A 13,766-nucleotide genomic window follows, 5' to 3' on the forward strand; every position below is an offset into this window, starting at 1 on the left:
CTCACGAGGGGTTGGGGAAGGTTTCTGCCATGCATGGAAACGCGCGTCCTGAATTTCCACTGACGGCGTCGCAACGGGGTCTGTGGATGCTTCAGCAGATCGACCCGGGGAATCCGGTGCTCGGGACGGCCGAATACGTGGACATCTGCGGACCGGTCGACCACGCGCTGTTCCGCCGGGCGGTGGCCCAGGTGGTCGCCGAGGCCGAGACGATGCGTTCGCGGATCGGTGTGCGCGGCGAGGACGTCGTCCAGTACGTCCTGGACGAGGACGCGCCGGACGTTCCCTTCGCCGACCTCAGCGGCGAGCGCGACCCGTGGGCCGCGGCGCACACCCGGATGCGCGAGGCCATGGCCGAGGTCATCGACCCGACCGGCGGGCAGTCGTTCACCATCGACCTGTGGAAGCTGGCGGAGGACCGCTTCGTCGCCTTCTACCGCTTCCACCACGTCGCCAACGACGCCTGGGGCATCTGGTTGGTGATCCGGCGCATCGCCGAGGTCTACACCCGGTTGGCGACCGGTCAGGAGACCGGCGCGAGCCCCTTCGCCCCGCTGCACGTGCTGCGGGACGCCGAGGAGGCCTACCGGAACTCCGAACGGTACGCCGAGGACCGGGAGTTCTGGACGGACTACCTGGCCGACCTGCCCGAACCGCCCCGGCTCACCCGCACCAGCCGGCTGCCCGACCTGCCCCGGCGGGTGCTGCGGCACTCCGGCGAACTGGGCCGGGACACCGTGCACCGGGTCGTCGAACTGGCCCGTCAGCAGGGCGTCCTGGAGGCGACCGTGGTCATCGCGGCCGCCGCGGCGTACACCCAGCAGGCCACCGGCGCCGACGAGATCGTGCTCGGCCTGGCGGCCGCCGCCCGCTCCGCCCGCGGCACCCGCAAGGTGCCGGGCATGGCCGCCAACGTGACCCCGCTGCGGGTCCGCCTCGACGCCGGCATCAGCGTGGCCGGTCTGCTCGACCGCGTCGCCGAGCAGACGCTGCTGACGCTGCGCCACCAGCACTACCGGTACGAGGACATGAGCCGCGACCTGAACGTGGTCGGCACCGGCCAGCGGCTCGTCGGCCCCGGCGTGAACGTGATGAACTTCGACTACACGCTGCGGTTCGGCGAGGCCGAGGCGGTCGGCCACGTGCTGTCCACCGGCCCCACCCAGGACCTCGGCTTCCTGGTCATGGACCGCAAGGACGGTCGCGGTTGGCGGCTGGAGGTCGAGGCCAACGCCGACCTCTACGACGAGGGCGACCTCGCCGAGCACGCCGCCCGGATGGAGCGGCTGATCGACGCCCTGGCCGGCGCCGACCCCGACCTGCCGGTCAGCCGCCTGGACGTGCTCGCCCCGGGCGAGCGCACTCGGCTGGCGCAGTGGAACGACGCCGGCGCCCCGGTCCCGCCCGCCACCTTCCCCGCCCTGTTCGCCGCGCAGGCCGCCCGCACCCCGGACGCGGTCGCGCTGGTCGAGGGCGAAACCAGCCTGACCTACCGCGAACTCGACGAGCGGACGAACCAGTTGGCGCACTGGATGCGTGACCGGGGAGTCGGCGCCGAGGACGTCGTGGCCCTGATCCTGCCCCGCTCAGCCCGGATGGTCACCGCGCTGCTGGCCACCCTGAAGGCGGGCGGCGCCTACCTGCCGGTCGACCGCGGCGCCCCGGCCGAGCGGATCGCCCGCATGCTCGCCGACACGGCCCCCCGGCTCGTCCTGGACGAGGAGGCGCTCACCGCCGCCCTCGCCGCCGGCGCCGATCGGCCGCGCACCGCGCCCGAGCCCGGCACCGTCCCGGCCAACACCGCGTACGTCATCTACACCTCGGGCTCCACCGGGCTTCCCAAGGGCGTGGCGGTCACCCACGCAGGCCTGGCCGACATGGTCGCGGGGCAGCACGAGCACTTCCCCGTGGGGCCGGGCGACCGGGTGGCCCAGCTGTCCTCGCCGAGCTTCGACATCTCCGTCTGGGAGATCCTGATGGCGTTCACCACGGGCGCCACCCTCGTCGTGCCGGGCCCCGAGGCGCTGGCCGGACAGGTCCTCGCCGACTTCCTGACCGGGCAGCGCATCTCCCTCGCGGTCATCGTCCCCGCCGTCCTGGCCAGCGTGCCCGAACTGCCCGAGGGCGTCCTGCCCCACCTGCTCGTCGGCGCCGAGGTCGTGCCGCCGCAGCTGATCGACCGCTGGGCTCCCACCCGGCGGATCCTCAACGGCTACGGTCCGACCGAGACCACCGTGTGCGCCGCGATGAGCCAACCGCTCGCCGCCGGCGCGCCGGTCACCATCGGCCGTCCGGCCCCGGGCACCCGCGCGCACGTCCTGGACAACTGGCTGCGCCCGGTGCCGCCGGAGGCGGTGGGCGAGCTGTACGTGGCCGGCGCCGGACTGGCCCGCGGCTACCTGGGGCGCACCGCGCTGACCGGCGAACGCTTCGTGGCCTGCCCGTTCGGGACCGGCGAGCGGATGTACCGCACCGGTGACCTGGTGCGCTGGGACGCCGACGGTTGCCTGCGGTACGTGGGCCGGGTCGACGACCAGGTCAAGCTGCGCGGCTTCCGGATCGAGCTGGGAGAGGTCGAGGCGGCCCTGCGCGCCCAGCCGGGCGTCGAGCAGGCCGTCGCCGTGGTCCGTACCGACCGCCACGGCACCAAGCGCCTGGTCGGCTACCTGGTCGGCGGGGCCGACCCCGAGACGGTCCGGCGCTCGCTCGCCGAGCGGCTGCCGGAGTACATGGTGCCCAGTGCCGTGGTGGCGCTGGCGGCGCTGCCCCTGACCCGCAACGGCAAGGTGGACCGGGCCGCGCTGCCGGAGCCCGCGGCCCCCGCGGGCGGCTCCTCGCGCGCGCCGCGCACCCCCGCCGAGGCACTGCTGTGCCGGATCTACGCCGACCTGCTCGGCCGGGAGCAGGTCGCCGCCGAGGACTCGCTGTTCGACCTCGGCGGCGACTCGATCGTGGCGATCCAGCTGGTCTCCCGGGCCCGCGCCGAGGGCCTGGTGCTCACCCCCGGCGACGTGTTCCGCTGCCGGACCCCCGAGGCACTGGCCCTGCGCGCCGCCGAGACCGGGCCGGCCGGGGTGGCGCAGTCCGGGCCGACGGCGGAGGCGACCGGCGAGGTCCCGCTGACTCCGCTGATGCGGCGGTTCGCCGAACTCGGCGGCCCGCTCGACGGCTTCCACCAGTCCATGGGCGCTGCGGTGCCCGCAGGCCTGACCGAGCCCCAGGTCCTGGCCGCCGTGCAGGCCCTGCTCGACCACCACGACGTGCTGCGGATGCGCCGGGGGCCGGCCGACGACGGGAGCTGGACGCTGACCGTCCCGCCGGCCGGGGCGACCCGCGCCGAACAGGTGCTGCGCCGGATCGAGGCCGCGGGCGACCCGGCCGAGCGGGTGACCGAGGACGTCCGCGCCGCGCAGCACCGGCTGGCCCCCACCGAGGGCGTGATGGTGCAGGCGCTGTGGTACGACGCGGGCACGGCCGCCGACGGCACGCTGCTGTTCCTGGTCAACCACCTCGCGGTGGACGGCGTCTCCTGGCGGATCCTGCTGCCCGACCTGACGGCCGCGCTGGAGGCGACCGCCGCCGGACGGCCGGTCGTCCTGCCCCCGGTGCCGGTGTCCTTCCGCGGCTGGGCCCTCGGGCTCGCGGAGCAGGCCCGGGCGCGCGCGGCCGAGGCCGAGCTGTGGCAGCGCATGCTTGCGGGGCCCGACCCACTGCTCGGTGACCGGGCCCTGGACCCGGCCCGCGACACCGTCGCCACCGCCGGGCGGATCGAACTGAGGCTGCCCGCCGAGGTCACCGCCCCCCTGCTGACCAGCGTGCCCGCCGCCTTCCACGGCGAGGTCGGCGACGTCCTGCCGGCCGCGCTCGCCCTCGCCGTACGGCGGTGGCGCGGCACCGGTGGGCCGGTGACCGTCGACCTGGAGCGCCACGGCCGCGAGGACGCCTTCGGCCTCGACCTGTCCCGGACGGTCGGCTGGTTCACCGCCGTCCACCCCGTCCGGCTCGACCCCGGCGACGGCGACGCCGTCGACGCGGTCCGACGGGTCAAGGAGCAGCTGCGCGCCGTCCCCGACAAGGGCATCGGGTACGGCCTGCTGCGCCACCTCGACCCCGACGCCGGAGCCCGGCTCGCCGCGGCCGGCCCGGAACCACAGATCGGGTTCAACTACCTGGGCCGGATCCGCGCCGAGCGCGGCACCGGAGTGCTCGGCCGCTCCGCCGCCTTCGGCGCCGGAGCCGACCCGGAGCTGCCGCTGGCCCACGTCGTCGAGGTGAACGCCCAGGCCGAGGACACCCCGGACGGGCCGGTGCTGACCGCCGCCTGGTCCTGGGCGGGCGAACTGCTCGACGAGGACCGGGTCCGCGCCCTGGCCGAGGCCTGGTTCGCCGCCCTCACCGAGCTGGTCCGGCTCGCCGAGGCCGGACAGGTCGGCGGGCACAGCCCCTCCGACTTCCCGCTGGTCTCCGTCACCCAGCCCGAGATCGCGGCACTGGAGGACGAGCTCGGCCGGGACGGGCTGCACGATCTGTTGCCGCTGTCCCCGCTGCAGGAGGGCTTCGCCTTCCACGCCGGCTACGACCGGGGCACCGGCGACGTCTACACCGCCCAGTTCGCCCTCGACCTGAGCGGACCGGTCGACCCCAGCCTGCTGCGGGCCACCCTGCGGGCCCTGCTGGAGCGGCACCCGAACCTCCGGGCGGGCTTCCGCCAGGGCGCCGACGGCACCACCCTGCAGGTGGTCGGCGCCGCCTGCGAGGCACCGTTCACCGAGGCGGACCTGTCCGACCACGCCGATCCCGAGGCGGCCGCGCGCGACCTCGCCGAGGAGGAGCGCGGACGTCCCTTCGCCCTCGACCGGCCGCCGCTGCTCCGCTTCGTCCTGGTGAAGCTCGGTACCGACCGGTACCGGCTGGTCGCCACCAACCACCACATCCTGCTCGACGGCTGGTCCATGCCGCTGCTGCTCGGCGAACTGCTCGCGCTGTACCACGCCGGTGCCGACACCTCGGCGCTGCCGCCGGCCCGTCCGTACCGCGACTACCTGGCCTGGCTGTCCGGCACGGACCGGGTGGCCGCCAGCCGGGCCTGGCAGACCGCCCTGGCCGGGGTCGAGGAGCCGACCCTGGTCGCCCCGGACCACCGGCAGGCCCGGGCCCAGGAGCCGCACCGGATCACCGCGCGGCTCACCGAGGAACAGGGCCGCGCCCTCGCCGAGGCCACCCGCGAGCTCGGCGTGACCGTCAACACCCTCGTCCAGGCACTGTGGGGCGTCCTGATCGGCAGCCTGACCGGCCGCTCCGACGTCACCTTCGGCACCGTGGTCTCCGGCCGCCCCGCCGAACTGCCCGACGTGGAGTCCATGATCGGCCTGTTCATCAACACGTTGCCGGTCCGGGTCCGCTTCGAGCCCGGCGACACCTTCGCCGAGCTGCTGCGTCGGCTCCAGGACGAGCAGGCCGCCCTGCTGGCCCACCACCAGCTCGGGCTCACCGAGATCCAGGAACTCGCCGGCGCCGGGCGGCTGTTCGACACGCTGACGGTGTACGAGAACTACCCCGGCCTGCCCGTCGTCACCTCGACCGAGCTGACCGGCGCGGGCCTGCGCGGGCGCCTCACCGACATCGCCGACGCCACCCACTACCCCCTGGTCCTCGCCGCCGTCCCCGGCGAGGAGGGCCTGCGGCTGCGCCTGGACTACCAGCCCACCGCCTTCACCGCCGAGGACGCCGACCGGATCCTGGGCTGCTTCCAGCGCCTGCTGGCCGCGGTCGCCGCCGACCCGCGGTTGCGCCTGGGGCAGGTCGAGGTGCTGTCGGTGCAGGAGCGGCGGCGGGTCCTGGTGGACTGGAACGACACCGCGACGGATGTGCCGGAGGGGGCGGTCGCGGAGGTGTTCCGCCGTCAGGCGGCCGTGACGCCGGACGCGGTGGCCGTGGTGGGTGAGGAAGGGGTGCTGACGTACGCGGAGTTGGACGCGTGGTCGAACCGGGTGGCGCACTGGCTGATCGGGCGGGGTGTGTCGGCGGAGGTGCCGGTGGCGGTGCTGATGGAGCGTTCGGTCGAGTTGGTGGTGGCGTTGCTGGCGGTCGCCAAGTCCGGCGGGGTGTACGTGCCGTTGAATGCCGCGTGGCCGGGGGAGCGGCTGGAGTGGATCCGCCGGCAGGCGGGTGCGGTGGTGCTGCTGAGCGACGGTGATCTGGCCGGGGCCGAGGGGTGTCCGGAGAGTGATCCGCAGGTCTCGGTGCACCCGGACCAGTTGGCGTACGTGATGTACACCTCCGGTTCCACCGGGGAGCCGAAGGGCGTCGCGGCGCAGCAGAAGGACGTCGTGGCGCTGGCGTCGGACCGGGCCTGGCAGGGCGGTGCGCACGAGCGGGTGCTGCTGCACTCCCCGCACTCCTTCGACGGCTCGACCTACGAGCTGTGGGTCCCGCTGCTGGGCGGTGGCACCGTCGTCGTCGCCCCGCCCGGGGACACCGATGTGGAGCGGCTCGCCGACGTCATGGTGCGTCGCGAGGTGACTGCCGTCTTCCTCACCACGGCCCTGTTCAATCTCCTGGTCGAGGACCACGTGGAGTGCTTCGCCGGGGTGCGTGAGATCCTCACCGGCGGCGAGAAGGTCAACCCCGGGGCCATGCGCCGGATCGCCGAGCGGCAGCCGGACACCTCCGTGGTGCACGTCTACGGCCCGACCGAGACCACCACCTACTGCACCGGCCACCCGGTCGGACCGGTCGCCGCCGACCACCCCGAGGTGCCCATCGGGCGAGCCCTGGACAACATGCGGGCCTTCGTCCTGGACGCCGCGCTGCGCCCGGTCCCGGTCGGCGTGGACGGCGAGCTGTACATCGCGGGCACCGGACTGGCCCGCGGCTACCTGAACCGGCCCGCCCTGACCGGCGAGCGCTTCGTGGCCTGCCCGTTCGGCGCCGGCGAGCGGATGTACCGCACCGGCGACCTGGTGCGCTGGAACACCGACGGCCGCATCGTGTACGTGGGCCGGGTCGACGACCAGGTCAAGCTGCGCGGTTTCCGGATCGAGCCCAGTGAGGTGCAGGCGGCCCTGGCGGCCCACCCCGAGGTCGCCCAGGTCTTCGTGACCGCCCGCGAAGGGCGTGTCCCGGGAGCCGGCAAGCAACTGGTCGCCTACGTCGTCCCCGCGCCCGGCAGCCGGATCGGCCCCGGCGCGCTGCGCGAGCACGCGGCACAGGGCCTGCCCGAGTACATGGTGCCCGCGGCCTTCGTCCTCCTGGACGCGCTGCCGCTGAACCCGAACGGCAAGGTGGACCGCCGGGCGCTGCCCGAGCCGGAGTTCGCCGCCGGTTCGCAGCGGGCGCCGCGAAGCCCGCAGGAGGAGGTGCTGTGCGGGCTGTTCGCGGAGGTGCTCGGCCTGGAGCGGGTCGGCATCGACGACGGCTTCTTCGACTTCGGCGGGCACTCGCTGCTCGCCACCCGGCTGGTCAGCCGGATCCGCGCCGTCCTCGGCGTCGAACTGCCCATCCGCACGCTGTTCGAGGCCCCGACACCGGCCGCACTCGCCGCCGGGCTGGGCACGGGAGCCCGGGCCCGCACCGCGCTGGTACGTGCCGCCGGGCGCCCTGAGCGCCTGCCGCTGTCCTTCGCCCAGCGCCGGATGTGGTTCCTGCACCGGCTGGAGGGCCCCACGGCCACCTACAACATCGCGGGCCGGCTCCAGCTCTCCGGTGAACTGGACACCGAGGCGCTGGCCGAGGCCGTGCGCGACGTGGTGGGGCGGCACGAGGCGCTGCGCACCCTGCTCGCCGAGGACGCGGACGGGGTGCCGTACCAGCGGATCCTGCCGACCGGGGAGGCCGAGGTCACCGTCCTGCGGCAGGAGGCCGTGGACGTCGCGGCCGCGGTCGCCGAGGCGGCCGGCCACTGCTTCGACCTGTGCGCCGAACTCCCGCTGCGCACCACGCTGTTGACCTCCGCCCCGGACGAGCACGTGCTGGTCCTGGTGCTGCACCACATCGCCGGGGACGGCGAGTCGCTGGCCCCGCTGGCCCGGGACCTGGTCACCGCCTACACGGCGCGCCGGGCGGGCCGGGCTCCCGCGTGGGAGGAGCTGCCGGTCCAGTACGCCGACTACACGCTGTGGCAGCGCGAGCTGCTCGGCGACGAGGACGACCCGGAGAGCCTGCTCGCCACCCAGTCCACCTACTGGCGGGAGCAACTCGCCGGTGTGCCGCAGCCGCTGGCCCTGCCCACCGACCGGCCGCGGCCGGTCCGGGCCGACCACCGTGGCGACACGGTGGAGTTCGTCCTGGAGCCGGAGTTGCTGGCCGGTGTGGAGGCGCTGGCGCGGGGGCGGGGTGCGACGGTGTCGATGGTGCTGCAGGCGGGACTTGCGGTGCTGTTGCGGCAGTTGGGTGCGGGGGAGGACGTCGCGATCGGTTCGCCGATCGCGGGGCGTACGGATGAGGCGTTGGCGGATCTGGTCGGGTTCTTCGTGAACACCTGGGTCTTGCGGGTGGATCTGTCGGGTGAGCCGTCCTTCGGTGAGCTGGTGGAGCGGGTGCGGGACCGGGCGTTGGCGGCGTACGACCGGCAGGACGTGCCGTTCGAGCGGTTGGTGGAGCTGCTCAACCCGGAGCGCTCGACGTCGTACCACCCGCTGTTCCAGGTGATGTTCGCCTGGCAGAACGGCAGCCGGGCCGCGTTCGATCTGCCCGGACTCCGAGTGGCCACCGAGCCTCTGGGCACCAGGACCGCCAAGTTCGACCTCTTCTTCAACCTGGCGGAGAGCGAACGCCCCGACGGACGAGGCGCCTGGGGCGTCGTCGAGTATGCGACCGAGCTGTTCGACCGGGCGACCGTCGAGGCGATCGCCGAGCGCTTCGTCCGCGTGTTGCGCCAGGTCGTCGCCGACCCGCGGCAGCCCGTCGGCGCCGTCCGGCTCCTGGACGAAGTGGAGCAGCGCGCCCTCACTGCGGCGCCCGCGCCGGCCCCGGAGCCGTACGACACGCTGGTCTCCCGCTTCGAGCGCCAGGTCGCGGCCACCCCGGATGCGGTGGCCGTCACCTGCGAGGACGTCTCGCTGACCTACCGGGAGCTGGACGTGCGGGCCAACCGCCTCGCCCGGCTGTTGGTCGAGCGCGGCGCCGGCCCGGAGCGGCTGGTGGCCCTGAGCCTGCCGCGCACCGAGGAACTCGTCGTCGCGGTCCTCGGTGTCCTGAAGTCTGGCGCGGGCTACCTGCCGGTCGACCCGGCCTACCCGGCCGACCGCATCGCCCACATGATCGAGGACGCCCGGCCGGTCCTGACGGTCACCCCCGAGGTGATCGCCGAGTCCGCACGGTACGCACCGGAGAACCCGGGCGTCCCGGTCCGGCCGGCCGACATCGCGTACGTCATCTACACCTCCGGATCCACCGGACGGCCCAAGGGCGTTCTCATCCCGCACCACAACGCCGTGCGGCTGATGGACTCCACCGAGCACTGGTTCGGCTTCGGGCCCGACGACGTGTGGACGCTCTTCCACTCGTACGCCTTCGACTTCTCCGTCTGGGAGCTGTGGGGCCCGCTGCTGTACGGCGGCCGCCTGGTCGTCGTTCCGTACGAGACCAGCCGCACACCCGACCGCTTCCTGCGGCTGCTCGCGGACGAGGGGGTGACGGTGCTCAACCAGACGCCGTCCGCCTTCTACCAGCTGATGGCCGCCGACCGGGAGCAGCCCGACACCGGTGCCCGGCTGGCCCTGCGGCACGTGATCTTCGGTGGGGAGGCGCTGGAACTCGTCCGGCTCGCCGACTGGTACGCGCGGCACGCCGACGACGCACCCCACCTGGTGAACATGTACGGCATCACCGAGACCACGGTGCACGTCACCCACACCGCCCTGGACGAGCGGACCGCCGCCACCGCGTCCGGTTCCGTCATCGGCGTCCCGATCCCCGACCTGGCCGTGTACGTCCTCGACGACCGGCTCCTTCCGGTGCCCGAGGGTGTCGTCGGAGAGCTGTACGTCGTCGGTGCCGGACTGGCCCGCGGCTACCTCGGCCGCCCCGGGCTCACCGCCGGACGCTTCGTGGCCAACCCCTTCGGCCCGGGCCGGATGTACCGCACCGGCGACACCGGCCGCCGGCTGTCCGACGGGCGGCTGGAGTACGCCGGACGGGCCGACGAGCAGGTCAAGATCCGCGGCTTCCGGATCGAACCGGGCGAGGTGGAGGCCGCCATGGTCGCCCACCCGTCGGTGGCCCAGGGCGCGGTCGTCGCCCGCGAGGCGCACGACGGCGGAAAACAGCTGGTCGGCTACATCGTGCCGGTCACCGACACCGCGGGCGGCAGCGCCGACAGCATCGGCGACGTCGACATCACGGTGAACGCCGGCCTCGACCCGGCCGAGCTGCGCCGGTTCATGGCGACCCGGATACCCGAGTTCATGGTGCCGGCGGCGTTCGTGGTGCTGGAGGCGCTGCCGTTGACGCCGAACGGGAAGCTCGACCGTAAGGCCCTGCCGGAGCCGGAGTTCACCACGGGTGCTTATCGGGCGCCGCGGACCGCGTGGGAGGAGGTGTTGTGCGGGGTGTATGCCGAGGTGCTGGGCCTGGGCCGGGTGGGTGTGGACGACGACTTCTTCGCGGTGGGCGGCGACAGCATCCGGACGATCCAGGTGGTGGCGCGGGCGCGGGTGTTCGGGGTGAGGATCACCCCCCGGCAGGTGTTCGACTGCCGGACGGTGGCCGAGCTGGCCGCCGTCGCGGTGGCCGAAGGCGCCTCGGACGCGGTCGTCCTGGCCGAGTTGGAGGGTGGTGGCACCGGCTGGGTGCCGCTGCCACCCATCGGCCACTACCTGCTCGAACTCGGCGGCGGCTACGGCAGGTTCGCCCAGACGATGGCCCTCGATCTGCCGGTGGGCGTCGACGGGGCGGGTTTGGTGGCGGTGCTGGGTGCGGTGTTCGAGCGGCATGACGTGCTGCGTTCGTGCCTGGTGACGGGTGCGGGTGCGGGTGCGGGTCTGCTGGTCGGTGGGTCGGGTTCGGTGGAGGTGGCGTCGCTGGTGCGCCGGGTGGAGTGCTCGGCGGGGTCGTGGCGTGACCTTGCTGGGGCTGAACTGGCGGCTGCTGCGGGTCGGTTGGATCCGGTCGGTGGGGTGATGGCGCAGTTCGTGTGGTTCGACCTGGGTGCCGGGGCTGCCGGGCGGTTGGTGGTGGTGTTGCATCACTTGGTCGTGGACGGGGTGTCGTGGCGGATCCTGCTGCCGGATCTGGCGGATGCGTGGCGTCAGGTGTGTGGGGGGTCGGTGCCGGAGTTGGCTCCGGTGGGTACGTCGGTGCGGCGGTGGTCGCATGCGTTGGTGGAGGAGGCTCGTTCGTCTGAGCGGGTGGCTGAACTCCCCTTGTGGTTGGGGGTCGTCGGGGGTTCGGATCCGTTGCTGGGGTCGCGTGTGCTGGATCCGGTGGTGGACGTGGTCTCGACGGTGGAGCAGGTGCGGGTGGAGTTGGCGCCGGAGGTGACGGAGGCGTTGCTGACGCGGGTGCCGGCGGTGTTCCGGGGTGGGGTGAACGACGGTCTGTTGGCTGGTCTGGCTATCGCGGTGGCGCGGTGGCGGTCGGTGCGTGGGGTGGACGAGTCGTCGGTGCTGGTGCGTCTGGAGGGGCACGGGCGTGAGGAGGCGGTGGTGCCGGGGGCGGACTTGTCGCGGACGGTGGGCTGGTTCACGAGCATGTTCCCGGTGCGGCTCGATCTCGGTGGTGCCGACGTCGAGCAGGCACTTGGCGGTGGTGCTGCGGCGGGCCGGGTGGTCAAGGCTGTCAAGGAGCGGTTGTTGGCGGTGCCGGACAAGGGTGTCGGGTACGGGTTGCTGCGGTATCTGAACCCGGAGACGGGTGGGGTGCTGGCGGGGCAGCCGTCGGGGCAGATCGGGTTCAACTACCTGGGCCGGTTCTCGACGGCCGACATGCCCGAGGAACTGCGCGGCCTCGGCTGGACCCGGGCCGGGGACGTCGGCGAGCTGCTGGTGGACTTCGACGCCGACATGCCCGCCATGTCGGCCCTGGAGATCAACGCCCTGGTCACCGACGACGCGGACGGTGCGCCGCGGCTCGGTGCCCTCTTCTCCTACCCGACGGGCCTGCTGTCCGCCGAGGAGGTGTCCGAACTGGCGGAGCTGTGGTGCCGGGCGCTGACCGGCATCGTCGAGCACGTCTCCGGTCCGGAGGCTGGTGGCCTGACGCCATCCGACCTGCCGCTGGTCGCCGTCGGCCAAGGCGAGATCGAGCAGTGGGAGCGCGACTACCCGGGCCTCGCGGATGCCTGGCCGCTGACTCCGCTGCAGTCCGGCCTGCTCTTCCACGCCCGGATGGCCGGCCCGTCCTTCGACGCGTACAACATGCAGCTGACCCTGCACCTGGCCGGCCAGGTCGACGCCGAGCGCCTGCGGGCGGCCGGTCAGGGGCTGTTGGAGCGGCACGCCAACCTGCGGACCGCCTTCGTGGACGCCGCCGACGGCACCCCCGTCCAGCTCGTGGTGGACGGCGCCCGCCTGCCCTGGCGCGAGGTCGACCTGCGCGACCAGGACCCGGCGGAGCTGGAACGACTGCTGTCCCAGGACCTGCGTACCAACTTCAGCCCCGAGACGCCCCCACTGCTGCGGATGACGCTGGTGCGGACCGGACCGGAGCAGGCCGACCTCGTGCTCACCGCACACCACCTGCTCTTCGACGGCTGGTCGCTGCCGGTGCTGATGCAGGACCTGCTGCGGCTCTACGCCGCCGGGGGCGACGTCGCCGCACTGCCGCCGGCCGGCCGGTTCCGGGACTTCCTGGTCTGGCAGTCCGCCCGCGACCGCGCCGAGTCCGCCCGCGCCTGGGCGGCCGAACTGGACGGCATCGAGGAGCCCACCCTGCTCGCCCCGCAGGCGGCGGACCACACGGCCACCGACGCCGACGGCATCGGCCAGACGGAGGTCCCGCTGTCCGCGGCGGATGCCCGCGCGGCCTCCCGGCGCGCCGCCGAGCTGGGCATCACCGTCAACACCCTGCTCCAGGGCGTCTGGGCGGTGCTGCTGTCCCACCTCACCGGGCGGCAGGACGTGCTGTTCGGCGCGACCGTCTCGGGTCGCCCGGCCGACTTGGAGGGAGCCGGTGAAACGGTCGGGCTGTTCATCAACACCCTTCCGGTGCGGGTGCGTTGCGCACCGGAGGGCTCGCTCGCCGACCTGCTGACCGGACTCCAGCAGCGGCAGGCGGCCCTGCTCGACCACCATCACCACCCGCTGGCCGACATCCAGCGCGAGACCGGCCTGAGCACGCTCTTCGACACCCTGGTCGTCTTCGAGTCCTATCCGGTGGATCGGGTCGGCATCGACGAAGCCAACTCCTCGGCGGGCATCGCGGTCACGGGCATCCGGCCCTTCACCGGCACCCACTACCCGCTGACCGTCATCGCGGCCGCCGACCCCCATCTGCGACTGAGCTTCCAGTACCAGCGGCACCTGTTCGATCGGGTGACGGTGGAGGGGTTCGCGGAGCGGTTCGTGCGGGTGTTGCGGTTGGTGGTGGCTGATCCGGGGTGTCGGGTGGGTCGGGTGGAGGTGCTCTCGTCCGAGGAGCGGAGCCGGGTTCTGGGGGAGTGGAACGCCACGGCGGTTCCGTTGCCGGACGGCACGCTCTCGGGTCTGGTGGAGGCGCAGGTGGTGCGTACGCCGGGTGCGGTGGCCGTCATGGATGGTCAACGGTCCTTCAGTTACGCGGAGTTGGATGTTCGGGCGAATCGTCTGGCGCATTGGCTGGTCGGGCGG

At 73.5% G+C, this 13,766-nt stretch carries 1 protein-coding gene; it reads left to right on the forward strand.

The genetic code is table 11. The features are described 5' to 3' along the window. Window positions 1-29: 29 nt before the first annotated feature. Window positions 30-13,766, forward strand: a 13,737-nt coding sequence (locus P3T27_RS30915) for a non-ribosomal peptide synthetase (protein ID WP_280684456.1), incomplete at its 3' end; no start/stop codon positions are given.

This window comes from Kitasatospora sp. MAA19 (assembly GCF_029894125.1).
Lineage (GTDB): Bacteria > Actinomycetota > Actinomycetes > Streptomycetales > Streptomycetaceae > Kitasatospora.